Source organism: Synechococcus sp. CC9902 (assembly GCF_000012505.1).
In the GTDB taxonomy this organism is placed as follows: Bacteria; Cyanobacteriota; Cyanobacteriia; order PCC-6307; family Cyanobiaceae; genus Parasynechococcus.
Map to the genome: position 1 here is coordinate 1,611,142 of NC_007513.1, position 23,676 is coordinate 1,634,817.

The window sequence follows — 23,676 nt, forward strand, 5'->3', positions numbered from 1 at the left end:
GATCAATTCGCGGCCTTAATGCAGGAGTCGAGTAATGGCTGCACTGCATGGACATCCCGCCAACCGCTAATCGTCACGACTCGTCCATCCAAATTGCGGTAAGTGCGGAAAAATTCAGCGACGTCTTCGAGCCGTGATGCGCCGATCTGCCGAATGCTGTTGATGGAGGCTTGTCGTGGGTCGGCTTCTGGCACGCACAGGATTTTGCCGTCGTAGGCACCGTGATCATTCATATCCAGCAGCCCGATGGGGCGGGCCCGGATCAAACATCCTGCAAAGGTTGGTTCCGCCATGATCACCATGGCGTCGAGGGGAGAGCCGTCCTCCGCCAAGGTATTCGGGATAAATCCGTAATCGAATGGGTATCGCACTGATGCGTGCAAGACCCGATCCAGAACCATCACTCCTGACTCGGCAGAATATTCATACTTGTTGCGACTTCCTGCGGGAATTTCAACGAGAAGGTTGATCAACCCTGGTGAGGGAGACGGGGGCAGATGGCGGAGATCCATGACGATCCAAGGTGGTGGGGATCAGTCGTGATGGCGAAATCGAACGATCGGTGATGACAGCAGCCAGCGGCGCTCCGAGACTGAAACAAGCGATCAACAGCCCTGTTATCGCAGTGATTTGTGCACTCGGACTGAACGGTTCATCAGAGTCTGCGGCAGGGAGGCCGTCGTCACCGGATGGGAATGATGGGTCTGAAGCCATGGAATAGGAGGCTGCAGAGCAGCATCCACAACTCATCGTTGAAAGATGTTGCTCAGTCTGTCATCGATTGCGTCGTTACGCAGCAGGACGTTCTTGACGATCGCGTCGCGCGGCCAGGTCGGATGGTGCTTCCTCTCCTGAACCCTCAAGATGAGCCCGAATCCCTCTGAGCTCCTCAAGAATGGCTCCCAGCATTTGTTGCGTGGCTGTTGAGGGTGAATTCAAAACCTCAACCGTGACCTCCTTAATCCGAAGAACATCCTTGGCAAAACGAGCAACCTCGTTGGGATGAAAATAAAGAGGATCTTTTTGATCGCTCCGATACTCGGGATTGAGCTTGCGAGGGTTAAAAGGAGGGTTGAGATTTCGGGGGTCTGTGTTGGTGTAGCGATACACCGAAGCCCGGGAACGATTCAAAGACTTCTGAACGTCATCGATGCCAACAAGAGCATCAGATTGCGCGGAGACGATGGGGGTTTCCATCGAGATATCAACTGATTGTTGAACTTGTGAGGCCACACTTTCAACAGATCGAGGAAACATTGAGGTCCGCGCGCTATAGCTTGATGGCTCGGACGGTAGCAGTTGAGACTCAGGTCGTACAGGGGTATCCAAGAGAAACGGACACTTCCGGCAGCGGCACCAGATCAAGCCGGTGATAGCTTCCAAAACTCTTTGAACTCTTTCCCATGCGCGTCTCCCGCCTGTTGCTGGTGACGCTCCGGGATGTGCCAGCAGAAGCAGAGATTGCCTCACACCAATTGCTCTTACGCGGGGGATACATCCGCAGGATTGGGTCAGGTATCTATGGATACCTTCCGTTGATGTGGAAGGTGATCCAACGGATTACTGCCATTGTTCGAGACGAACTCAACACCGCCGGGGCCCAAGAAACTCTCCTTCCTCAGCTACATCCCGCTGAACTGTGGCAACGCAGTGGCCGATGGCAGGGCTACACCGCCGGAGAGGGGATCATGTTTCACCTTGAAGACCGACAGGGGAGAGAACTGGGACTGGGGCCAACCCACGAAGAAGTCGTGACCAGTCTCGCTGGGGAGCTGTTGCAGTCCTACAAACAGCTGCCGGTGAATCTGTACCAAGTCCAAACCAAATTTCGGGATGAAATTCGCCCCCGTTTTGGGCTCATGCGTGGGCGTGAATTCATCATGAAAGATGCCTACTCGTTTCATGCCAACGAGGCCGATCTCCAGAACACTTATCTGGAGATGGATCAGGCCTATCGACGCATTTTTGAACGCTGTGGCTTGGCAGCGGTTCCCGTTGATGCCGATAGCGGTGCCATCGGAGGCGCTGCGTCTCAAGAGTTCATGGTCACCGCCGATGCAGGCGAAGACCTGATCTTGTTGAGCGACGACGGCACCTATGCCGCCAACCAAGAAAAGGCCATCTCGACTCCTTCCAAGGCGATCCCCCTCGAAGGGGCCTCAATGGAGCTGATCAGCACTCCAGATGAGACCAGCATCGACGTGCTTTGCCGCTCCCATGGCTGGCATCAAAGCCAACTGATCAAAGTTTTACTGTTCATCGCCCGCTTGGACGACGGCGTTGAACAGCCCCTCCTCATCAGCCTGCGAGGGGATCAAGACCTCAACGAGGTGAAACTGATCAATGCGGTGGGGCGCCTATCAGGGCAAGAGGTCTTGGACTGCCGTCCAATCCAGACTGAAGACCTAAACAAACAGGGCATTGACACCATTCCCCTCGGCTTTATCGGACCGGATCTAGACGATGGCGTGCTGCGCTCAGCACGCAGTTGGACGAAACAATTTCTGCGTTGCACCGACAGCACAGCCGCAGCCATGGATCGCATGGTCTGTGGGGCAAATCAACCCGATCAGCACCGCCTCTATGCCACGTGGGCCGATCTCGGTGGAGCACCCAAAAGCCTCGACCTGCGCAAGGCCAGAGCCGGTGAAGCCTGTGTTCACAATCCCGAGGCTCATCTCATCGAGAAGAGAGGCATCGAGGTGGGACACATTTTTCAACTGGGACGAAAGTATTCCGAAGCCATGGACAGCCGCTTCACCAACGAAGCCGGCAAGACCGAACACTTTTGGATGGGCTGCTACGGCATTGGAATTTCACGGCTAGCCCAAGCAGCCGTTGAACAGCACCACGACGACGCTGGCATCTGCTGGCCCGCCGCGATTGCCCCCTATGAAGCGATTGTTGTGGTGGCCAACATGCAGGATCAAACGCAGGCCGAACTGGGCGAGTCTCTTTACAAGCAATTGCTTGCTGCTGGGGTGGATGCTCTATTCGATGACCGCAAGGAACGGGCTGGCGTGAAGTTCAAAGATGCCGATCTCATCGGTATTCCCTGGCGCGTTGTTGTCGGTCGTGATGCAAGCGACGGGGTCGTTGAGCTGGTCGAGCGTGCCAACCGTGCGGTGCAGAAGTTGCCCCATGCAGATGCTCTGAAAGAGCTCCTCCGCACACTGCGCCCTTAAAGTTCGACAACTTTCAACAGTGTCATGCTCTCAGCACTGGCTCGCCTGTTCAAACCCCTGTCGCGGGCAGCTGTCGCCCTGGGATTGGGTCTGTGTTTACTGCTAACCGCTTGCAGTGGCGACCCAGATGCTCGCCTGACAGGCAACTACGCCGATGACACGATCTCGGTGGCCCAGACGATTCTCGAGGTGATCGATATCCCCCAGGACGATCCCAGCCATGCACAAGCGGAGAGCGATGCACGCTCGTTGATTACCGACTACGTGTCGCGTTATCGCCCCCAGCCGCGCGTGAACGGTCTGAGCTCCTTCACAACGATGCAAACGGCCCTTAACTCCCTCGCTGGCCATTACGCCAATTATGCGAATCGCCCCCTGCCAGAGGCTTTACACGATCGTCTGGCCAAGGAATTGAACAAGGCTCAAAAAGCAGTTGTTCGCGGAACCTGATCCCACAAAAGACAACAACTTTTGACGTAGGGACACTGGATCTGAAATACTCGCGGATTGTGCAGATCTGCGGCTTCGGGCCGCCGTGTCCTTGGCCAATGTTGTCGTCATCGGCGCTCAATGGGGTGACGAAGGAAAAGGAAAGATCACTGATCTCCTGAGCCGCTCCGCCGATGTGGTGGTGCGATATCAGGGAGGGGTGAACGCAGGGCACACGATCGTCGTCGACGGACGTGTGCTCAAACTTCATCTCATTCCCTCCGGAATCCTTTACCCAGACACCATCTGTCTGATCGGACCAGGAACGGTGGTGGATCCCAAGGTGATGCTTGGCGAGTTGGACATGCTGCTCGCTAACGACATCGATATTTCAGGGCTTCGACTGGCGTCGTCGGCCCACGTGACCATGCCGTACCACCGCCTGCTTGATCTGGCGATGGAAAAACAGCGCGGCGACCGCCGAATCGGCACCACGGGGCGAGGCATAGGCCCCACCTATGCCGACAAATCACAGCGCAGCGGGATCCGTGTAATTGATCTGCTGGATGAGCAGCGACTCCGCAACCGACTGGAAGGCCCACTCACTGAAAAAAATGAGCTCTTAGAAAAGATCTACGGCATCGAACCCCTCGATGGAGAAGCCGTCATCCAGGAATACCTGGGGTACGGCCAGCGGCTCTCCAAACACGTTGTGGATTGCACGCGCGCCATTCACAGCGCAGCAAAAGCTCGTAAAAATATTTTGTTTGAAGGTGCCCAGGGCACGTTGTTGGACCTCGACCACGGCACATACCCGTACGTCACCTCGTCCAATCCGGTTTCGGGCGGAGCTTGCATTGGAGCGGGCGTCGGCCCCACCCTGATCGACCGTGTCATTGGTGTCGCCAAGGCCTATACGACTCGGGTGGGCGAAGGACCTTTCCCGACTGAACTCAGCGGGAGCCTGAATGACCAGCTCACCGAGCGGGGGGGGGAATTCGGCACCACCACCGGTCGCCGGCGCCGCTGCGGTTGGTTCGATGGTGTCATCGGCCGTTATGCCGTTCAAGTGAACGGTCTCGACTGTCTTGCGATCACCAAGCTCGATGTGCTCGACGAAATGGATGAGATTCAGGTGTGCGTGGCCTATGAACTCGACGGTGAACGAATCGAGTACTTCCCAAGCAGCTCCGATGATTTCGCCCGCTGCAAACCCATTTTTGAAACAATGAAGGGTTGGCAATGCTCCACGGAAGAATGCCGAAAGCTTGAGGATCTGCCGAAAGCGGCGATGGACTACCTGCGCTTTCTCGCTGATCTCATGGAGGTCCCGATCGCCATCGTGTCCCTTGGGGCGAGCCGAGATCAAACGATTGTGGTGGAAGATCCAATCCATGGTCCAAAGCGAGCCCTCCTAAGCGCTTAACGGCCGACCGCCATACTTCGGAGCGACAAGCGCTCTGGTCATGGCCTCCGACGTCCGATTCCCCAAAACTTGCAGTCTTGATGTCGTCGGCATCGGCAATGCCATCGTTGATGTGCTTGTTCAAACCGACGACGCGTTCCTGACGCAGCACAGCCTGCAAAAAGGCGGCATGACGCTCATTGATGAACAACAGGCAGAAGCCCTGTACACCGCCAGTGGCCCTGGACTGGAGACCTCCGGTGGATCGGTCGCCAACACGATGGTGGGAATCGCCCAACTGGGAGGCCGAGCCGGCTTCATCGGACGCGTTAAAGACGATCAACTGGGGGGAATTTTTAGCCACGACATTCGGGCCGTCGGCGCTCGCTTTGACACTCCAGCCGCCACCACTGGTGCCACAACGGCCCGTTGCCTCATCTACGTCACCCCTGATGCAGAGCGGACGATGTGCACCTTCCTTGGAGCCTCAACCCAGCTCGAACCGAACGATCTCGATCTCTCGATGGTGAGCGACACCAAAGTCCTCTACCTCGAGGGTTATCTCTGGGATAGTCCCGCAGCGAAGCGCGCCTTTATCGCAGCAGCAGAGGCATGCCGTGCTGCGAATGGACAGGTGGCCTTGTCCCTCTCCGATGGCTTTTGCGTGGATCGTCACCGTGACAGCTTTCTCGACCTCGTAAATGGTCATGTCGATGTTCTGTTCGCGAACGAAGTTGAAATCAAGTCGCTGTATCAAACCGACGACTTCGATGCAGCCCTCGAGAGCGTGCGCGGCAGTTGCAGCGTGATCGCGATCACCCGCGGCAGTCAGGGTTCTGTCGTCATGAGCGGCGACCAACGCTGGGACATTGGAATCGTGGGTCTCGGAGAGCTCATCGACACCACCGGTGCCGGAGACCTCTATGCCGGTGGCTTCCTGCACGGCTACACCCAAGGGGAGTCCCTGGAGCGCTGCGGCAAGCTCGGCGCTATTTGCGCGGGGCAGATCGTGACGCAATTGGGAGCTCGCCCTCAGGTTTCGCTCCAAGAGCTAGTTAGCACCCATCTGAGCTGAGAAGCTCCATCGCCCAGCGTCCATAGGCCGGTGAAGCCGTCGCCGGCCAACACAACCACTCGGGGGTGTCGTAGCTGTGCAACTCCCCAAGCACTTGCTGAAGCCTCTCGAGGCAATCAGCCGTGGTTTTCATCAGAAGTTGCACCTCACCATCCATCTGGATCTCGCCCTCCCAGTGATAGAGAGCTTGGGTGGTTTGCAGGCTCACACAGGCCACAAGCCGACGTTCGAGAAGCGAACGGGCTAGTGCTTTAGCTCGCTGGGCATCACCCTCCGTGGTGAGCACCAACATCAAAGAATTCGACTCAGCCATGGTCGACCCATTTCAGAAAGGCGGCTTCTCCAACAACAGTGTCCACACCTGATGGTGGAGGTGGTCGCCTGAGCAGCAACAAGGTCAACCGCTGCTCTTCCGCAATCCGACGCCATAGACGTTCTGTCATGCCACCGGACTGACGGCAGACCACTGCTGTAATTCCCCAGCGCCGGCACAACGCCCGCTCAACTTGACCAGGTGGTTCCCCCTGCGACGGTCGCACCACCGCCAGGTGATCAGGGGGCAATCCAGCAGCCAAAGCCGAACGCAAACCCAACCGCGTGGGCATGGCACGGGCAAACAGATCACCCCCTGCCAAGCGAGCAGAAGCCGCGATCTCAGCCAGATGACGTCCACCAACGGCTAACAACAGTCGCTGCCCTGAGAGGGCCATCCTCGATAAATCTGCACCGGTTTGGAGCAGATGGGTCGCAGCATGGCCCTCCTCCCACGGGCGCTCAAACCGCAACAGCGGTTGCTGCGCGGCTAAGCACGCCTCAACCAAGTCTTGGCTGATCTTGGTTGCGAATGGGTGGGTGGCATCGACCACCCAGTGAAGCGTTGCTTGACGCTTCAGTTCTTCCGCGATTCCCCGCACACCCCCGAGGGCACCAATGGCCATGCTCTCCACCGCCAACCCCCTGTAAGCCTCCGCTGCCGCAGGACTCACAACACTCACCCTCACCCGCCAATTGCGCTGAAGCAGAGCACTGGTTAGGCGTGGACCATCGCCGGTTCCGGCCAGCAACCAGACACGAGGCTGGTCAAGAGGAGGGTCGTGCATCAGGATGTGCGCCGAAGACAGAAGCAGCCATGAACCATTGCGTGCTCGAGGTCGAGGTGATCGACGCGCCGACGGTTCGATACACCCAAGACAATCAGACCCCCATTGCCGAGATGTCGGTGCGATTCGATCCTCTGCGCGATGGAGATCCTCCAAGCGAATTGAAGGTGGTGGGCTGGGGCAACCTGGCCCAGGAGTTGCAAAATCGCGTTCAAGTGGGCCAACGGCTTTTGATTGAAGGGCGTCTGCGCATGAACACCGTTCCGCGCGGCGATGGCATGAAGGAAAAACGTGCCGAGTTCACTCTGGCCCGCCTACATCCGGTCGGTGCGTCCCCCACCACTTCATCAACGGCCACGTCATCAACAGTCAATTCATCAACCCAAGGATCGCCGACGCCCAGTGGTTCGGCCCGGCCTGAGCGTCCGACCCCCACCAAAGCTGCGCCCGCTGCCACTCCACAACGGAGCGAACCTGAACCAACGAGCTGGAATGCGGCTCCGCTTGTGCCCGATACGGACGACATTCCCTTCTAAAGCCCTTCAGCGACTGGCGTCTTCATGAAGTTCCGTGGCTCGAATAATCATTTGTCCCAACTCCCGTTCCAGAGCGGCTAAATCAAGTCGTAGATCAGGCCAACGGCCACCATCAATTTGTTGCAGCAACCAACTGCGATCCCCATCCAATTGTTGGAGGAGTTCCTGTATCTCAGATGACGGGGACTGGGACACGGATACGGAGTCTTTGATGAGGTCCCATCCTGGTCGCCAGCCAGTCACAATGGCGACCACCCAGTGGCATCCATGAAGGATTACTTCTCCCCAGGCAGCTTGATTACGGTCGCCGGTGGTGCGCTCACAGTGGTTGGTGCCATCGCTTACACGACAGGCAGCGCCAATCTCAGCCTGCCGACGATTTTCTATGGAATTCCAATTTTGCTTGGGGGATTGGCGCTGAAATCTTCCGAATTACCCCCAGCCATGAGGATCACCCCGGTGGAAACCCTCCGGAGTCAGCGAGAGGCAGCCGATCCAGAACTTGGAAAATTAGTTAACGACGTCACACGGTGGCGCTACGGGCAAAAAGCACATCTCGAATCATCCCTGGAGGCCCTCAAGCTGTGGGACGACGACAACCCCCCTCAACTTGAGGAGATTGAAGAACTCGACACCCAAGACGGGTACGGCCTTCGGATGCGCTTTCAGTTGGGAGCGGTTTCCCTTGAACGCTGGACTGAACGGGAGGCGCGATTGGGCCGTTTCTTCGCAAAAGGACTGCGGGCTGAAATCAAAGATCTCGGGGGTGACCAATTAGATCTCTTGCTATTGCCTGTTCAGGCCACCTAGTTGATGAATGATCTAAGCCATACCGCAAATGACGCCCTACGCGTTTCTGTGCTGAGTGAGGCCCTGCCCTACATCCAGCGCTTCGCAGGACGTCGGATTGTGATCAAGTACGGCGGTGCTGCCATGGCCCACGCCGAACTAAGGGCTGCTGTTTTTCGCGACATCGCTCTTCTCGCTTGTGTCGGCGTTCAACCAGTCGTGGTTCATGGTGGTGGACCGGAAATTAATCAATGGCTGAAACGGCTTCAAATCCCGGCAGAATTTCGAGACGGCTTACGCGTCACAGATGCCGACACCATGGATGTGGTGGAGATGGTGTTAGTGGGTCGCGTGAATAAGCAAATCGTGAATGGGTTGAACCAATTGGGCGCGCGGGCCGTAGGCCTCAGTGGGAGCGATGGTGGCTTGGTGGAAGCCCGTCCATGGGGTGACGGCAGCCATGGGCTGGTGGGAGATGTCGCCCGTATCAACCCAGATGTTCTGGAGCCATTGCTCAACAAGGGGTACGTACCCGTGATTTCAAGTGTTGCAGCAACGCCTAGCGATGGCCGAGCCCACAACATCAATGCCGACACGGTGGCGGGAGAACTAGCCGCATCACTCCAAGCAGAAAAATTGATCCTGCTCACCGACACCCCTGGAATTCTTCGGGATCGGAATGATCCTGAATCGTTAATTCGCAAGCTCCGTTTGTCGGAAGCGCGTCAGCTCATCGAAGACGAGGTGGTTGCAGGAGGGATGACACCAAAGACAGAGTGCTGCATTCGGGCCTTAGCCCAAGGGGTCGCTGCCGCCCACATCCTGGATGGACGTGTTCCCCATGCCCTGTTGCTGGAAGTGTTTACCGATGCGGGGATCGGAACCATGGTTGTGGGCCGCGAAAACCATTCCAGCGAGGCAGACAATTAGTCAGCCTTGAGCGAACAACAGCAGCTAAGCGTCAGCGTCACGGTTCTGCTTTTGCTCAACCTGCTCCGAACTGATCGTGTTGCCTTCACCGCTTCGAGCGCAGCCACCGGCCACGGCCATGTTGGAAAACGCGGCAAGCACCATCAGAGCAATCACAACGGTGCCGCCAAAAAAGGCGATGTTTGGATGACGCTTCATCGAGTTAAGCCATTCACGATTGAAAAGCTATCGAGATCTGAGCTTCCACCGTGGGCATCCACTGGCCTCTGGGCCAAAGGTGGCAGCTTCCCGTGAGGTGGTCGATCGCGATCTTTGACACAACCCAACTCCTCCATGCCAAACCAAGCGGTCCATAAACTGCTCTAAAAGCTGACTTAGAGGCGATGCTCGCCGACCGAGAAAGTCACGGGGGCTGCTACCTGCGGAACAAAGCGTGACGAGTGAACGACCGCCCCTCAATCTCCGTGCCATTGATGCCCACTTGGAGCGTGGGGACTATGGCCAAGCCCTAGAGCTGCTCACCCCCCTGGCTGACATGCACCCGATCTCAACACCAGAGGGGTCACAGGTGCGTTTCCTAATGATCACCTCCTGGATGGGTCAAGGCCAAGATGAACAGGCCTTGACCATGGCCCGCGCTTTGAGCCGAAGCGGGGATGTGGACAAGCGTCAACAGGGCAAACAGCTGGTCGCCATTCTCGATGCCCCCAGCCTCGAGCGTCCCGACAGCTGGACCATGCGACTGCCTGCGATTGAGGTCACCGCAACAGGTGGATCTTCTCCAGCCGTCAGTAGCCAACGCCGCTCCAGAAAACCCAAACCTCCACCGCCACCACCAACCGGTCCCACACGGGCTCCAGCCGTTGGATTTGCCGTTGTCGTCATCGCCGTGCTGGCCGGCCTCACCCTTTTACTGAGCGGATGCGTTCGGATTGATGCCGATGTGGAACTCACCGGGCCAGACCGCATGGAACTCATTTGGCAGGTGCAGAGCATCAACGACCAGCCGATGCCGTGGCAGACAAAATTTGAACAAAATTTGAAACGCGAGTTACCTCGACTCCATATCGAGCATCCAAGTCCCGGCCGTCAACGCATCACCCCTGGAGTTCAATCGTCACGCGACTTGAACCTGCTGTTGCAAACCATGGTGACCCTGGCTGGACGGAGCGCTGGGGTTGAGCCGCTACCGCCGCCGGAGTTCAACCTCGTGGAACGCAATTGGCTGGTCGGAGTCGAACAACACCTTCGCCTCAATCTCGATCTCCGTCATCTCCCCGACATCCCAGGGCTAGAGGTCAATCTGCGGCTCGACCATGGCCAGCTTCAGCACACCATCCACAGCGGTGAGCAAGTCGAGCTCGAACAATCCAGCTGGCGGTGGAGCCCCCTTGGTCTCGGCAGCTTGTTGATTCTGGTGTTGATGGGCTGCAGCCTTCTCTTGCAAGGTGTTCGCCGCAAGTTGGGTTTCGGATTTCCCGAACTTCCCGCCTAATCAAAGCTGCTGTGGATCCGGGTCGACAGAGAGTGCAACGCCGCGGGGCAATGCCTCCCAAAGAGCCTGACCCGGCGGGAGAGGTAGGGCAGAGCCCACCGGACCATGCAAAAGAAGTTGCCAACGGCTTCGACCAGCGACTCGCGCGACCGGTGCAGGCGCAGGCCCCAACAACCACCAATTTTGCTTTTGACAGAGGGGCTTCAGCCGTTCCGCAAGAACCGATGCAGCTGTGGCTGTCGCACTGGCTGATTCTCCAGACAAGCGCAACAGACAAGCGCGACTAAAGGGGACCAGGCCCGCCTCGCGGCGCAGCTCAATCTCTTGAGCCAAAAACAGTTCATATCGGCCATCCACCAGGTGTTGAATCACCGGATGCTCCGGGGAGTAGGTCTGCACCAACACCTGCCCTGGCTTCTCCCCTCGGCCGGCACGGCCTGCTAACTGAAGAAGCAGTTGAAGGGCCTGTTCTCCAGCACGAAGATCGGGACGATGCAGCAGTCCATCGGCAGCCAAAACGGCCGCCAAGGTGACCCGAGGCAAGTCCATACCCTTGGCGAGCATCTGCGTTCCAATCAGCACATCCGCCTCGCCAGACGCAAAACGATCCAACAAGCGGCGATGTCCATCGCGCCCACCGGTGGAATCACGATCGAACCTCAGTAATCGCAGGCCTTCAAGCTCTTCAGCAAGGAGCTCCAACACCCGCTGCGTCCCAGCACCGAACGGCTTGAATGCTGTTGATCCGCAGTGGCTGCAACGGGTCTCCATCGATTCACGGTGATCACACCAATGGCATCGCAGCCACTGCTTTCCCCCCTGACCTCGGTGGACCGTTAAGGCCACGTCGCAGTGGGGACACTGAACCACTTCTCCACAACTGCGACAGCCAAGGAACGGGCTGTAGCCCCGTCGCGGAACGAGCACCACGGCCTGCTCACCCTGCTCAGGAAGCGCCGCCAGACGCTCCATCAAAGGGCGACTCACCAATCGCTTATGACCATCGGCCAGTTCATGGCGCATATCGACCACATGCACCGGGGGTAGATCCTGCTTTGAAATTCGTTCCTTGAGTCGCGCGAGGCGTAAGGGCCCGCCGGGCTGACAGCTCAACCAACTCTCGACAGAAGGGGTTGCACTCCCCAACACCAACCGTGCGCCATGCCGAACAACCCGGTCCATGGCCAAGTCACGGGCGTGATAACAGGGCATCGGTGATTCCTGCTTGTAGGAACTGTCGTGCTCTTCATCGAGGACCACGAGCCCGAGGGGGGCTAGTGGCATGAAGATGGCAGAACGGGTCCCCACCACGACGAGGGGTTGATCCGGATCCAGACAACGGCGCCACCCGCGCACCTTTTCACTGTCACGACATCCGCTGTGATATTCCACAACCCTGGACCCAAACCGACGGCGGCAACGGTCGACCAATTGGGGGATGAGGCCAATCTCGGGGGTGAGCAGCAATACGTGCCTGCCCTTGGCCAGTTCATCGGCAGCCAGCTGCAGATAGACCTCGGTTTTGCCTGAGCCCGTTACACCCCAAAGCAATAAGCCAGCCCCCTTTGGCAAAGCCTGATAAACCTCAATCGCGTCTGCCTGCTCCGGCTTGAGGGATTGCGGCAGCTCCAGCGGATCCGAGCTTCGCGCTACTTCACCATTCCAACGTCGCTGCGTCCGCTCAACCCGACCGTTCCGCTCGAGAGGGCGGAGCAACCCAGCCCCGAATCCAGCAGCTTCAAGATCTTTCTGCCAAGCACCTCCACCACCCTCAGACAACCAATCCAAAAGCTCTTGCTGCCGGGGCGTGGGCTGATGTTCAACATCGGTCGACTCAAGACACTGCACCCACCACAACTGTCGAGCCCCTGCGAGTCCAACACTGCGCGCTTGCCCTAGCCACCCAGACGGGAGAGCCGCTTTCAGCATGCGAAAGGAACTGAGATGACACCGCAACGCCACCTGCTCCAGCCAGCGACTCCAAGAGGGGTCAACCGCAGCCTTTTGAAGCAAGGCTTCCACGGGCTGCAAACCCTCGATGGAAGAGGAGTCCAACGCACGCTCGGAGACGACCAATCCATTCATCGACCGCCCACGCAGGCGGACGCGAACAAGATCACCGGATTGAAGCCCTAGCTCTGTGCTCGCGAGATAGCTAAACGAACGCCCTTCTCGACCAGCCTCCAACCAAACGTCAACCAGCCTCTGGGGTTGCAAAGGCAACTTGCAAACTTCGAAAGACTTCATTAAAATATTGAGGTTGGCCATGGAAGCCAACGCTGCGCTCGATCCAGCGGGAAGACATGAAGTCTTGGAATTAGAGCATCGCTCTAAACCTCAAGACCAGTCTGAGACCACCCCGGACAGCTCAGCACAAATGTGTGTACCACTCGCTTGGCGATCACACCAAACACCATCTCATTTACTCCCGTTAATCCTCCAAATAATCGGAGCGTTGACGGTCTTCCGATTGGCTTACCCCCCACTTTCGTAGAAGACCGCTACCAAAGCGGTATCAAGACACGTCCCTGTCGCTTCCTTACCCGCACTCACTACACCTATGACTCCTGCTGCCACCAAATCCGCGAAACCGGACATCGTTCTATTGGCGAACGCCGAAGGACAGGTGAAGAATGTGGTGCCGACTGCCAAGGGCGCAACAAAAAAAGCTCCGGCACGGAAACGGAAGGCAAGCTCAAGCGCTGAGGATTTGAATGCGGCAGCAGACGAACTTCTTGCCAAGGCAGACGGCAGCACCAAGACATCAGAAGGGAAAACAAAAAAAGCAGCAACAAAGGCGACGTCAGTGAAAAGCGCGGCCAAGAAAACAACAGCCAAGAAAGCAGCTACACCAAAAGCCAAAACTGCGGCACCAGAACTCACAGCTGAGGAAAAAGCCAAAGCGGCCAGTGCAGAAAAAGAAGCCAAAGCAAAGGCTTTGGCCAGCATCAAAATCGGGCCGAAGGGGGTCTACACCGAAGATTCGATTCGTGTGTACCTGCAGGAAATCGGACGCATTCGCCTCTTGCGACCTGACGAAGAGATCGAACTGGCCCGCAAAATTGCCGACCTTCTTTATCTAGAAGAGCTGGCCGCACAATTTGAAAGCGATAACGGTCGTGAGCCCGACAAAAAGGAGTGGGCAGCACTCGTTGAGATGCCGCTCATTCGCTTCCGCCGGCGGTTGATGCTGGGCCGACGAGCCAAGGAAAAAATGGTGCAGTCCAACCTGCGCCTTGTGGTGTCGATTGCCAAGAAATACATGAATCGAGGCCTGAGTTTCCAGGACCTGATTCAAGAGGGCAGCCTTGGCCTGATCCGCGCCGCTGAAAAATTCGATCACGAAAAGGGCTACAAGTTCTCCACCTACGCCACCTGGTGGATTCGTCAGGCGATCACACGGGCGATCGCCGACCAAAGCCGGACGATTCGCCTACCTGTTCACCTTTACGAAACGATCTCGAGGATCAAGAAGACCACCAAGGTTCTGTCCCAAGAATTCGGTCGGAAGCCAACAGAAGAGGAAATTGCGGAATCGATGGAAATGACCATCGAGAAGCTGCGGTTCATCGCCAAGAGCGCTCAATTGCCGATCTCCCTTGAAACCCCGATCGGGAAAGAAGAAGATTCCCGCTTGGGCGACTTCATCGAAGCCGACATCGAAAACCCCGAACAGGACGTTGCCAAAAATCTTCTGCGTGAGGATCTTGAAGGCGTGCTGGCTACCCTCAGCCCCCGCGAGCGCGATGTACTGCGCTTGCGCTACGGCCTGGATGACGGTCGCATGAAAACCCTCGAAGAGATTGGCCAGATTTTTGACGTAACCCGAGAGCGGATTCGTCAAATTGAAGCGAAGGCCCTTCGCAAATTGCGGCATCCCAACCGCAATGGTGTTCTCAAGGAATACATCAAATAAGTAGAAAGCCAACTGCTCAGTGCGTCTTTAGTCGCTTGTAAAAAGGTGCAAGGGAAATGAGACGCCCATCTCAGATGAAATAGAACGAGCCTCAGCGTTGAGCTGGGGTTTTTCTTTGATCGGAAATTGATCGCCCCAATAACAGCATCAAAATCATTTAATCCAACGTTTGATTGGCATCCACGCTTTCGGTGAATTCCTGGAAGGCCCGTTTCAGTCGTTCCACCGGGGTCTCCTCGAGGGGGCACTCCTGATTCGTGGATTCGGCATAGGCCTGAATCAACAAAGGATCCGGGTCCAACACAGATGCAACCGCCGATTTGAACAACACCACATTGCTTTGGGTGGTGAGACCCAACAGATAGGGATGCAAACTCCAATCAGACTCTTGTGAGGAGCTTCGCCGAACCAAGCGAGGCCGTATGAGCTGATACGCATGGTCGCCATCCCGGTCGGTGGTGTTCCTGAGACGAGCCATCAACACTTCTCCACTGGAAAGAAGCAACAAGCGAATGCGCCCTTCAGACATCAGTGGCAACAACGCTTCTTGAGCGGAGCTATCACTCGGTCCCTGACCAAGAACGCCGACTTGGCGCACTCCGTTCACCACTGGACCTGGCATCGCACAGCCGAATACTTTGCAAATGTTAAGCGTTGTTCACAATGTGAATCACGCATTCCCTTCACAAAGGCTATTTCGAAGCGCTCGACTGCGTAGTCTTGGCGGCTGACTCGCCGAATTCATGGCCCTCACCGAACTGCGCATCGCTTCACGACGCAGCCAGCTGGCCATGGTGCAAACCAACTGGGTCAAAGCGGAACTGGAAAAGGCTCACCCAGGCCTGACGATCACGGTGGAAGCGATGGCCACCCAGGGCGACAAGATTCTCGACGTTGCCCTGGCCAAAATTGGCGACAAAGGGCTGTTCACGAAGGAACTCGAGGCCCAAATGCTTGTTGGGCGTGCGGATATCGCTGTTCATTCCTTAAAAGACCTACCGACCAATCTCCCTGAGGGGCTAATGCTCGGTTGCATCACCGAACGGGAAGATCCCGCCGATGCCCTGGTGCTGCACGCCAAAAACAAACATCTCAATCTTGCGACACTCCCCGAAGGAGCTGTGGTGGGCACCAGCTCACTCCGGCGCCTTGCCCAGTTGAGGCATCACTATCCCCACCTGGAGTTCAAGGACGTCCGCGGCAACGTGATTACCCGTCTGGAGAAACTCGACAGCGGTGCGTATGACTGCCTAATCCTTGCCGCGGCTGGCCTGGGTCGACTCGGCTTTGCAGATCGCATCGACCAATCCATTCCTGGGGATATTTCTCTCCATGCCGTGGGACAAGGCGCCCTGGGGATCGAATGCGTTGAAAACCAGCCAGACGTGATGGAGATCATCAAAGTGCTCGAGCATGGGCCCACGTCCCAGCGCTGCCTCGCCGAACGCGCCTTCCTCCGTGAACTGGAAGGAGGCTGTCAGGTGCCCATTGGTGTGAACACACGCTTCGAGGGCGACCAATTAATCCTCACAGGCATGGTGGCCAGCCTCGACGGGAAGCGCTTGATCCGAGAGCAGGCATCAGGCCCCTCCACCGACCCCGAATCGATTGGTCTTGAGCTGGCGGCAACGCTAAAGGGGCTTGGAGCTGGCGAGATTCTCAAGGAGATCTTCGACGCCGTCCGCCCCGAGGCCTAAGCCAACCACAGCCCAACAATGGGCCCAACATTGCCAATAAGTCTGGCGAGTGATGCCCGTTGCGAGCAGGGCAGGCCTGCAATCGTGATGCAATATTGAGATTATTTGGATCTAAAAATGGTCAGAAATAGGATTCAATAGACTCAATAAATTGCAACCAGAGCAAACTTTTCAGAAAGCCAATCAATAGAACGACGATTGAAAAATTGAAAGCCAATTATGTTTCTTTCCCACACCACACCCGACCAAGCCCTCCAGGTGGCGGCATCTGTCGCTGGAGCATGTCGACTAAATGGACGCTGGTGCTCAGAATTTCAACCGTATTTTTTAAATCTGATCTTCCGAGAACTTCTCGATATCAACATTGATTTCCACAAGATCAATGCCATTGATGTCGACCAAGCCCAGGCTATTTTCCAAGGAAACATTCAACGTCGTGAACTGATTGAGCTCCTAGTGCTCACGGAAATGATGCTGAGTCCCATCCCGGAGGAGCTCGAACGCTCCCTGGAGCATTGGGCGCAGCAGCTCAACGTTCATGATCGAGCGCTAACTCTGGCGAGGGATGTTGCCGGACAAGCTCGGGCTCAGGCCCAAAGCGACTTTTATCGACTGTTTTGGATGGGAGAAGAAGACCGTGAGCAACAAGGATTCGAAGAACTGCTCAAGCAACACGGACCCCAGGCATGGACATTCACGGTGGAAGAAAATCCCGACTTAGCAACACAGTGGCGATCACTCGCCCAACTGCCAGAGGGCACGCTCGGTGCAGCAGTTTGGGCCCACTATCAAAACCATGGCTTCCAGACCCCTGGAGAATTGGGAGGAGCGAATGCTGCACTGGCCCATCACGATTGGCTGCATGTGCTGGGGAACTACGACGTCACGGTGATTGGAGAAGTGGAGAACGCCGCCTTCGGCGCCGCAAGCAGCAACAAACCTGGTGCCACCCTTTGGTTCCTTGGCGTGATGGCGATGTACGAAGGTGGGCTGTTCGACAGTGTTGTGGCGGGTAGCCATCCACATCAAATCTCCGCACCCGGTATGGCCGAACGGGTCGCCCATGCCTTACGCCGCGGCCGCCAATGCCAGCAAGACCTCCTTGCCATCGATTACTTCACCGTGGCGGATCAACCTCTCATCAAGCTTCAACAAAACTGGGGTATCAAAGACTGAAGAAACCGATCTCAGCCTCGGATTTCCAAGGTTGTCCCCACGTCAACGAGGTCAAACAATTGGCGAACGTGAACATTCAGCATGCGAACGCAACCCAAACTGACGGCAGCACGGGTCTTCACCCAATGGGGCCAGGGAGTTCCATGGATTCCGAATTCACCGCGACCGTTGCGATGGAAGGCCAAATAACGATCACCGATCGGACTTGTTGGACCGCTCAGTTCCTTGCGCTGTCCAGACTTTTTTGAAACGTAAATGGGGTCAATTTTTTTCGTGAGAATCGAGAACTCCCCCTGAGGCGTTGGGGTCTTGGGGTCACCAATCGCCACCGGCCAGGAGCCACGCATCCGACCATCCAGCACCACGCTGATTTCACGGCGCTGCAGATCCAAAAGAATGCGCGATGGCAACGAGGTATTCAAGGCCAGTTCCTCCGCCCTGACCGGGACTGCCATCGCAAGTGCAGCAGCCATGACGGGAAACACACACGACGCAAGCCGCATAAGACGCATAAGTCCTGCTGGTCTCAAATGTATTCACGGCGCATCAAAGAAGCCTCAAAATGAGGTCTGGCAAACAAACTCTTCAGAATCTCTTTGTCTCGCAGATGAGACACAAGAGCCGGGTTTCAACGCTGTTTGAGCTGGCGGTACCCTGCCCACACGCTGTAGAGCCGTGTTGTCCAGTACGACGATCGCCACGAAAAAGCCATCCTTGCTATGCGGTGAAGCCTTAGCCCAAGCCGTTGCCAGCATCAGCTTTCCGTTTTCTGAGGTTGTACGCAGCCGGCGCAGCTTTATCGCCGCAGCCTGGGCCCTGCGTCGCCACGGGATCATCTGCCTGCGCGGTGCCGCTTCAAATCAAGACTTGACGTCGATCCGAGATGAGATTGACAACTTATTAGGGAACATTGAAGCAAACGACCTATCCAACCTCCAGGACATTGCATACCTCAATCTTCCTAACAATCGCGTTTTAAAGGGATACAACAACTTCCGAGATGCGGACCGTCCTGTCATTAATTACCGTGTGAAACGACCGGACGGACGGACGGGAAGTGATGCAGGAATGATCGACATATTTCACCCTGAACGACTTTCAATTAACTTAGAAAAGAAGATCCAAAATTGCTTGCACGAAAGATTAATTCAGAGACTATTACTAGTTAGTAGTCTAAACCAAATGAGGGTAAAGTGCCGTAATTTATACTTAAATCAAGGGGTCCAAGACACACGGAGCTATCACTGCGATGGCCGCTCCTTGAAATTCAAATCATTCGTTTACATCAGCGATGTCAATGAACTTGATGATGGTCCCTATTGCTATGTGAAAGGGTCCCATCGCCGACGACGCATGTGGTGGCGCAGTGCAACCTTTAACAAAAAAAATAAACTCGGTCCCTTTGAATTCAGCCAACTTGAAGGTGCCGAAGCGATCTCTCTTTTCGCGAAAGCTGGCGACATGGTTCTCTCCTCTCAAAAAGGAGCCCATTGCGGCCATCCCCAGCATCCGGAAGCAAAACGCACAGTTTTGGTGAATATGTATCAGCGTTAAACAATAAAAAAAGGCGAGGTAACCCTCGCCTTTGAATGAATAGCCTGAAAACGTTAGTCGACGAGCTTGGGGTCGATTTCAGCCATATAACGAGCCTCACAACTCTTGATAATTTCCACGGCCTTTTCAGTACCAAAGAAACCATTCACAGTGCAAGTACCAGGCTTTTTGAGATCCTTGTAGTGCTCCCAGTAATAGGTGGTTTCTTTTTTCCAATGAGCGCCTAGATCTTCAAAGCTCTTGATGTGATCCATACGCTTGTCATCCGCCAAAACAGCGATCACCTTGTCGTCAACCTCACCACCATCGTCGAACGTCATCACACCAATGATGCGAGCCTCCACGATTGATCCTGGGACGAGCGGCTCAGTCACATTGACAATCTCGATGTCAAGGGGATCACCATCTTCATCCCATGTACGGGGGATGCATCCGTAGGCAAACGGGTACGAGAGGGAGGAATAGCCGACACGATCTAGCTTGAGGTGGCCAGTTTCAGTGATCAGCTCGTACTTATTAATCGTGTTGGAGTTCAGCTCCACGATCGTGTTGAGGCGAAGCTCGGCTTCATCAGCGAATGCGGGCAGCACATGCAACAGATTGGGCATGCTGCGGCTCGGAGCCTGGTCGAGGTTGGCCATGCAAGGCAAAGAACAGCGCCCGGGATCCTACGGGGCAACATCGAATCATCCCAAATTTCCAGCAAAATAAACGATTAAGTGCTGATATTTTCACGATATTGACACAGACTTGCCCTCAGCAATTACGCAGCGCTTAGCGCTGCAAGCTTGCCCTCGAGATACGTCAGAAACGATCCAGCGTCGAGCCGGCGACCCGTAACCCGTTCCACCAACTGCTCTGCATTGACGGAGCGACCCAAGGGATGCACATGCTCGCGAAGCCAGGCGAGCAGAGGGCTCACATCACCGCGAGCGACATGATCCTCAGGAGCACCAATCGCCTCAACCATCGCTTCACTGATCTGAGCGCTGATCAGATGCCCCAAGAGATAGGAAGGGAAATAACCAAAGAGCCCTTCACTCCAGTGCACATCCTGCAGACAGCCCTCTGCATCATTCTCAGGGGTCACACCAAGAAGTTCGCTGTAGCGCCGGTTCCATTCATTCGGCAAATCACTCACCGCCAAACCACCCTCTAATAGGGCGATCTCGAGCTCCGTTCGAATGAGAATGTGCAATCCATAGCTGAGCTCATCGGCTTCTACACGATTCAGCCCCGGCGAGAGTGGATTCATGGCATGCCAGAGATCCCGAGGTGCTTGGAGCGGCGCACCCGCTTCAACAAAACGCTCACACCACTGCTCTGAAAAGGCAAAGCTTCGCGCCACGCGGTTCTCCCAAAACAACGACTGGCTTTCATGAACCGCCATCGATGTGGCTTGGCCCACCGGCCATGCAAACCACTGGTGGCTTTGATTTGGCAGACCCTGTTCGTACAGGGAATGTCCCCATTCATGCGCCGTAGCGAGAAAACAGGACAAGGGCTGGCCCGAGACCACGCGCGTCGTAATGCGGTAGTCCGAGGGGCCAAGGGTGATCGAAAACGGATGGGGAGAACGGGCCAGACAGGTGGAGTTCGGATCACGCCCCCAGCTCATCAACAGTTGGTCACACAGAGACTGCTGCGCATCTTCTGATAACTCCCAAGACGCCGAGCGAGAACGGGGCGGTGCCGCCACCTCTGCAACCAATTGAGGAAGGCGCTCTCTCAACGGCGCAAACAACTGCATCAGCCGATCCAATGTGAGATCTGGCTCAAAGGGTTGCGCCAACGTTTCCCAACAGGAGCGTGGCTCAGCCAATTGACGCGCCTGTTCTTGACGGAGGTCGATCAACGTTTGCAAGGCCGGTGCAAACAAGCTGAAATCTGAGTCTTGGCGTGCCTGTTGCCAGCGGCTGTAGCCATCGGCTTTGGCCGTAGCCAAGGCGCTCACCAAGGCTGGATCAAGCGATTGCTGGCGGTGGAGATCCTGCTCCAACAGATCAAGGTTGCGTCCTTGTTCACGACAGCGCTCACCAACAGACCATGTTTGACGCGCTTCCGCGATGAGCTCGGCATAGGCAGGCGAACTTTGCCTGGCATGCAACTGGCTTGCCAAAAGGGTCAGCTGCTCCCCACGCCAGGCTGATCCGCTCCTGGGCATTCGTGTGTTCTGGTCCCAATAAAGCGTGCTTTGGATACTCCCCGTTAGGGCAGTCTCTCGGATATGAGCACCAAGCTTGTCCCAGGCTGTGATCAGGTCTGACACTGGGCCCCGAAAACTTTGACCATCATGACGATTGGAGCGCGTGCTCTGACGGAAAAGGAGACCATCCCAATCAGCGGCGTCTTGCTCTTAAGGAGCGGAAACTAGGCACAGAGCCACCAGTCGAGCGCGTAATCGCCAAGATCAACGCTCCAATCACCGCCAGATTGGGGAATAGATGCGGGAGATCAAGGGGGTTGGTGTGAAAGATCAGGGTTGTAGGAACAAGAAAAATCAATAACAACGAAGCACCAAGAATCGTGTTGTTCCCAAAAACCAAGAGAGCAGAGCCAACAATCAAAACCACGATGGCTCCAATCAAAAGTGCACTCGCCAGCGGCTCTGGAATTCCTTTGGATGCGATGAATGAGGCAGTCCCAGAAAAGTTGCCAATTTTTCCAGGCAACGCGTTCACGAACAGTGCAGCGATACAAATGCGACCCAGACGATCAAGAGCCCTCGAAAAACTGATGGAACGGTTCAAAAGAGTCGACGTAGGGGTTGAAGGTTTGGTAGCCGATCCGAACCCTTCGTGCCACTCGTGAGCGCCTTGTTCAAAGCCGAGGTCTTAACCCAGGCATCAACAAAAAATAATGCTCAATTTGTCCCATCGAAGATGACGTCACTAACTAAATTTAATTTGGGGAAATCGCTCAGAAGCAAAGCATTTTGTCGATGCTTCTTTTCCCCATTTCTCGATCAGAGAACGCAACGGTCTCCGCAAAGAGTGTCCAAATCCGACCGACCTGTCCATTGCAGTCGCCTTGACGCCCAAAACCCATAGGCAAGGTTGGCCAAGGGAGCAACGAAAGGCCAGCGGGTGGGGGCATACAACCAGCCCAATCCAATGAGGCGGTAGGCCTCTCGAAACACCGCGACGTCTTGGAGCACATCCCCATTCGACTTCAAGGCATGGATCCGCCCCATTGCCATCCGATAACTGATATCTGCATAAGCAGTGGGGTCGTAATCCGACGCGTCGATATCGACAAATGCAATGCGGTGATGGCGGTCACGCCCGCGTAGGAAGCGAACCTCTCGGACGCATAAGGGGCATCCACCGTCGAATAGCAATGTGAGGTCCGGCTGATCAGAACGGGACATGTTGAGAACACAATGCCTTCCCACGTTGGCCGAAAGTTGAGGACAACCGTGACCACCGATCTTGGGAGCGGTGCCGCGAGGGCAGAACCATTCCAAACTTCAACGATGTTGTCGTCATCAGGCCACACCAATGCCCCTCCGCCAGGTTCTGCATCAATTGGACCTATCGACCCCAGGCCGAGGCTTCACCCGTATCGATCGAACATTGAATGCATGGCTGCGTACCACTGGATTACATCAAGGTGTGCTGCATCTCACATGCCTCCATACAAGCGCCAGCCTCACCATTAATGAGAATGCGGATCCTCGGGTTCTTCAAGACCTCGAGGCTTGGATGGCGGATGTGGTGCCCGAAAGTCGTCCATACGTCCATAACGACGAAGGTGCCGATGACATGCCAGCCCACATCCGCACCGCCCTGACGAGCCAAACCTTGAACTTGAGTGTTCAAGGCGGTCGTCTTGTTTTGGGAACTTGGCAGGCCGTTTACCTATGGGAGCACCGCAGTGCCCCCCATCAACGAACGGTGGCGTGTCACTTAATGGGGGAAGAACGACCCCTTGAAAAGGAAACTCTTCGGATTAACGAAGCCATTCAATCCCGCCACGACGCCGAAGCTTGGGCGAGCGATGGAGGGGTGGAAACCGAGGTGGACTTTCTTGTTGACCGTCTGCATGACCTCGCAGACAAACCAAGCCAGGATGGGCATTCCCACTGATTCGACGATGACAACACAACGACTGAATCAGAATCAAATCGAGGCCTTGCTAAGCCAGCTGCCGCAGTGGACAGTGACCGATACGTGCCTTCAACGCCAATTGGTCTTTAAGAACTTCGTTGAGGCGTTCGGCTTCATGACCCAAGTGGCCCTGCTAGCAGAAGCACGCAATCACCATCCAAATTGGAGCAACGTCTACAACCGAGTGACGATCGAGCTCACCACCCACGACCTTGGCGGACTCAGCAGCCTTGATGAGGAGCTGGCCTCTGCAATCGACGATCTGCTGCCAGCATGAGCT

Annotated in this window: 28 protein-coding genes; 14 read left to right on the forward strand and 14 right to left on the reverse strand. The window is 56.0% G+C overall.

The genetic code is table 11. The annotated features are described in order from the left end of the window. Nucleotides 1-2 precede the first annotated feature (2 nt). The 3 genes from SYNCC9902_RS08405 to SYNCC9902_RS08415 form a co-directional block, all read right to left on the reverse strand. A complete protein-coding gene (locus SYNCC9902_RS08405; protein WP_011360432.1) occupies nucleotides 3-512 on the reverse strand; it encodes an inorganic diphosphatase in 510 nt (169 codons plus the stop codon). Continuing rightward, nucleotides 454-714, reverse strand: coding sequence for a hypothetical protein (locus tag SYNCC9902_RS12750; protein WP_198001734.1), 261 nt, complete (start codon nucleotides 712-714; stop codon nucleotides 454-456). The genes SYNCC9902_RS08405 and SYNCC9902_RS12750 overlap by 59 nt, the downstream gene beginning before the upstream one ends. A gap of 75 nt (nucleotides 715-789) precedes the next feature. Beyond that, entirely contained in the window at nucleotides 790-1,257 is a 468-nt protein-coding gene (locus SYNCC9902_RS08415; protein WP_011360433.1) for a hypothetical protein, read from the reverse strand. 146 nt (nucleotides 1,258-1,403) lie between these two features. On the opposite strand from SYNCC9902_RS08415, the gene SYNCC9902_RS08420 reads away from it, so the two are divergent. The 4 genes from SYNCC9902_RS08420 to SYNCC9902_RS08435 all read left to right on the forward strand — a co-directional run bounded on the left by SYNCC9902_RS08420 (nucleotide 1,404) and on the right by SYNCC9902_RS08435 (nucleotide 6,094). Then, the gene (locus tag SYNCC9902_RS08420) at nucleotides 1,404-3,185 is read left to right on the forward strand and encodes a proline--tRNA ligase (RefSeq protein WP_011360434.1); all 1,782 of its coding nucleotides are present in this window, start codon (nucleotides 1,404-1,406) and stop codon (nucleotides 3,183-3,185) included. A 24-nt stretch (nucleotides 3,186-3,209) separates the two neighbouring features. After that, nucleotides 3,210-3,635 (forward strand): photosystem II protein Psb27, encoded by a 426-nt coding sequence (gene psb27, locus SYNCC9902_RS08425; RefSeq protein ID WP_011360435.1) that lies wholly within the window; start codon nucleotides 3,210-3,212, stop codon nucleotides 3,633-3,635. A gap of 85 nt (nucleotides 3,636-3,720) precedes the next feature. Next, complete coding sequence (locus SYNCC9902_RS08430; RefSeq protein ID WP_011360436.1) at nucleotides 3,721-5,040, forward strand: adenylosuccinate synthase; 1,320 nt, start codon at nucleotides 3,721-3,723, stop codon at nucleotides 5,038-5,040. A 40-nt stretch (nucleotides 5,041-5,080) separates the two neighbouring features. After that, nucleotides 5,081-6,094, forward strand: a complete 1,014-nt coding sequence (locus SYNCC9902_RS08435) for an adenosine kinase (RefSeq protein ID WP_011360437.1) — start codon at nucleotides 5,081-5,083, stop codon at nucleotides 6,092-6,094. Here the strand turns inward: SYNCC9902_RS08435 and cutA are convergent. Both cutA and SYNCC9902_RS08445 read right to left on the reverse strand, forming a co-directional pair. After that, entirely contained in the window at nucleotides 6,075-6,407 is a 333-nt protein-coding gene (gene cutA, locus SYNCC9902_RS08440) for a divalent-cation tolerance protein CutA (RefSeq protein ID WP_011360438.1), read from the reverse strand. The genes SYNCC9902_RS08435 and cutA overlap by 20 nt on opposite strands. Further along, nucleotides 6,400-7,194, reverse strand: a complete 795-nt coding sequence (locus tag SYNCC9902_RS08445; protein WP_011360439.1) for a precorrin-6A/cobalt-precorrin-6A reductase — start codon at nucleotides 7,192-7,194, stop codon at nucleotides 6,400-6,402. The genes cutA and SYNCC9902_RS08445 overlap by 8 nt, the downstream gene beginning before the upstream one ends. A gap of 29 nt (nucleotides 7,195-7,223) precedes the next feature. Here SYNCC9902_RS08445 and SYNCC9902_RS08450 point away from each other — a divergent pair, with 29 nt between their 5' ends. Continuing rightward, nucleotides 7,224-7,730 (forward strand): single-stranded DNA-binding protein, encoded by a 507-nt coding sequence (locus tag SYNCC9902_RS08450; RefSeq protein ID WP_011360440.1) that lies wholly within the window; start codon nucleotides 7,224-7,226, stop codon nucleotides 7,728-7,730. Nucleotides 7,731-7,736: 6 nt separating this feature from the next. On the opposite strand, the gene SYNCC9902_RS08455 is transcribed toward SYNCC9902_RS08450, so the two are convergent. Continuing rightward, nucleotides 7,737-7,925, reverse strand: coding sequence for a hypothetical protein (locus tag SYNCC9902_RS08455; RefSeq protein ID WP_041425500.1), 189 nt, complete (start codon nucleotides 7,923-7,925; stop codon nucleotides 7,737-7,739). A 72-nt stretch (nucleotides 7,926-7,997) separates the two neighbouring features. On the opposite strand from SYNCC9902_RS08455, the gene SYNCC9902_RS08460 reads away from it, so the two are divergent. Next, on the forward strand, nucleotides 7,998-8,540 hold the full coding sequence (locus SYNCC9902_RS08460) for a DUF2854 domain-containing protein (RefSeq protein ID WP_011360442.1): 543 nt from the start codon (nucleotides 7,998-8,000) through the stop codon (nucleotides 8,538-8,540). 3 nt (nucleotides 8,541-8,543) lie between these two features. After that, complete coding sequence (gene argB / locus SYNCC9902_RS08465) at nucleotides 8,544-9,449, forward strand: acetylglutamate kinase (protein WP_011360443.1); 906 nt, start codon at nucleotides 8,544-8,546, stop codon at nucleotides 9,447-9,449. A 24-nt stretch (nucleotides 9,450-9,473) separates the two neighbouring features. On the opposite strand, the gene SYNCC9902_RS12755 is transcribed toward argB, so the two are convergent. After that, nucleotides 9,474-9,647, reverse strand: coding sequence for a hypothetical protein (locus SYNCC9902_RS12755; RefSeq protein WP_011360444.1), 174 nt, complete (start codon nucleotides 9,645-9,647; stop codon nucleotides 9,474-9,476). Between the two features lie 235 nt (nucleotides 9,648-9,882). Here SYNCC9902_RS12755 and SYNCC9902_RS08470 point away from each other — a divergent pair, with 235 nt between their 5' ends. After that, entirely contained in the window at nucleotides 9,883-10,944 is a 1,062-nt protein-coding gene (locus tag SYNCC9902_RS08470; RefSeq protein WP_011360445.1) for a DUF3153 domain-containing protein, read from the forward strand. Here the strand turns inward: SYNCC9902_RS08470 and priA are convergent, their stop codons facing one another. Further along, nucleotides 10,945-13,191: a replication restart helicase PriA gene (priA, locus tag SYNCC9902_RS08475; protein ID WP_041425502.1), complete on the reverse strand. Its 2,247-nt coding sequence runs from the start codon at nucleotides 13,189-13,191 to the stop codon at nucleotides 10,945-10,947. 313 nt (nucleotides 13,192-13,504) lie between these two features. On the opposite strand from priA, the gene rpoD reads away from it, so the two are divergent. Next, nucleotides 13,505-14,860 (forward strand): RNA polymerase sigma factor RpoD, encoded by a 1,356-nt coding sequence (gene rpoD / locus SYNCC9902_RS08480; RefSeq protein WP_011360447.1) that lies wholly within the window; start codon nucleotides 13,505-13,507, stop codon nucleotides 14,858-14,860. A gap of 157 nt (nucleotides 14,861-15,017) precedes the next feature. Here the strand turns inward: rpoD and SYNCC9902_RS08485 are convergent, their stop codons facing one another. Then, nucleotides 15,018-15,482 (reverse strand): DUF6561 domain-containing protein, encoded by a 465-nt coding sequence (locus SYNCC9902_RS08485; RefSeq protein ID WP_011360448.1) that lies wholly within the window; start codon nucleotides 15,480-15,482, stop codon nucleotides 15,018-15,020. A gap of 121 nt (nucleotides 15,483-15,603) precedes the next feature. Between SYNCC9902_RS08485 and hemC the strand changes: the two genes are divergently transcribed. Both hemC and SYNCC9902_RS08495 read left to right on the forward strand, forming a co-directional pair. Next, entirely contained in the window at nucleotides 15,604-16,557 is a 954-nt protein-coding gene (hemC, locus tag SYNCC9902_RS08490) for a hydroxymethylbilane synthase (protein WP_011360449.1), read from the forward strand. Between the two features lie 219 nt (nucleotides 16,558-16,776). Further along, nucleotides 16,777-17,733, forward strand: coding sequence for a hypothetical protein (locus tag SYNCC9902_RS08495; RefSeq protein WP_011360450.1), 957 nt, complete (start codon nucleotides 16,777-16,779; stop codon nucleotides 17,731-17,733). 11 nt (nucleotides 17,734-17,744) lie between these two features. Here SYNCC9902_RS08495 and SYNCC9902_RS08500 read toward each other — a convergent pair whose 3' ends face one another. Further along, nucleotides 17,745-18,206, reverse strand: a complete 462-nt coding sequence (locus SYNCC9902_RS08500; RefSeq protein ID WP_232179208.1) for a L,D-transpeptidase — start codon at nucleotides 18,204-18,206, stop codon at nucleotides 17,745-17,747. Nucleotides 18,207-18,408: 202 nt separating this feature from the next. Between SYNCC9902_RS08500 and SYNCC9902_RS08505 the strand changes: the two genes are divergently transcribed. Next, entirely contained in the window at nucleotides 18,409-19,287 is an 879-nt protein-coding gene (locus SYNCC9902_RS08505) for a phytanoyl-CoA dioxygenase family protein (protein ID WP_011360452.1), read from the forward strand. A 53-nt stretch (nucleotides 19,288-19,340) separates the two neighbouring features. Here the strand turns inward: SYNCC9902_RS08505 and SYNCC9902_RS08510 are convergent, their stop codons facing one another. From SYNCC9902_RS08510 to SYNCC9902_RS08525, 4 genes are all read right to left on the reverse strand, one after another. Continuing rightward, nucleotides 19,341-19,928, reverse strand: coding sequence for an inorganic diphosphatase (locus tag SYNCC9902_RS08510; RefSeq protein ID WP_011360453.1), 588 nt, complete (start codon nucleotides 19,926-19,928; stop codon nucleotides 19,341-19,343). A gap of 122 nt (nucleotides 19,929-20,050) precedes the next feature. Continuing rightward, on the reverse strand, nucleotides 20,051-21,556 hold the full coding sequence (locus SYNCC9902_RS08515; protein ID WP_011360454.1) for a carboxypeptidase M32: 1,506 nt from the start codon (nucleotides 21,554-21,556) through the stop codon (nucleotides 20,051-20,053). Between the two features lie 70 nt (nucleotides 21,557-21,626). After that, nucleotides 21,627-22,037, reverse strand: coding sequence for a DoxX family protein (locus SYNCC9902_RS08520; RefSeq protein WP_011360455.1), 411 nt, complete (start codon nucleotides 22,035-22,037; stop codon nucleotides 21,627-21,629). Between the two features lie 215 nt (nucleotides 22,038-22,252). Further along, nucleotides 22,253-22,657, reverse strand: a complete 405-nt coding sequence (locus SYNCC9902_RS08525; RefSeq protein ID WP_011360456.1) for a thiol-disulfide oxidoreductase DCC family protein — start codon at nucleotides 22,655-22,657, stop codon at nucleotides 22,253-22,255. 130 nt (nucleotides 22,658-22,787) lie between these two features. Between SYNCC9902_RS08525 and SYNCC9902_RS08530 the strand changes: the two genes are divergently transcribed. Both SYNCC9902_RS08530 and SYNCC9902_RS08535 read left to right on the forward strand, forming a co-directional pair. Further along, nucleotides 22,788-23,375: a secondary thiamine-phosphate synthase enzyme YjbQ gene (locus tag SYNCC9902_RS08530; protein ID WP_011360457.1), complete on the forward strand. Its 588-nt coding sequence runs from the start codon at nucleotides 22,788-22,790 to the stop codon at nucleotides 23,373-23,375. A 7-nt stretch (nucleotides 23,376-23,382) separates the two neighbouring features. Continuing rightward, nucleotides 23,383-23,673 (forward strand): 4a-hydroxytetrahydrobiopterin dehydratase, encoded by a 291-nt coding sequence (locus SYNCC9902_RS08535; RefSeq protein WP_041425504.1) that lies wholly within the window; start codon nucleotides 23,383-23,385, stop codon nucleotides 23,671-23,673. The last annotated feature ends 3 nt before the right edge of the window (nucleotides 23,674-23,676 follow it).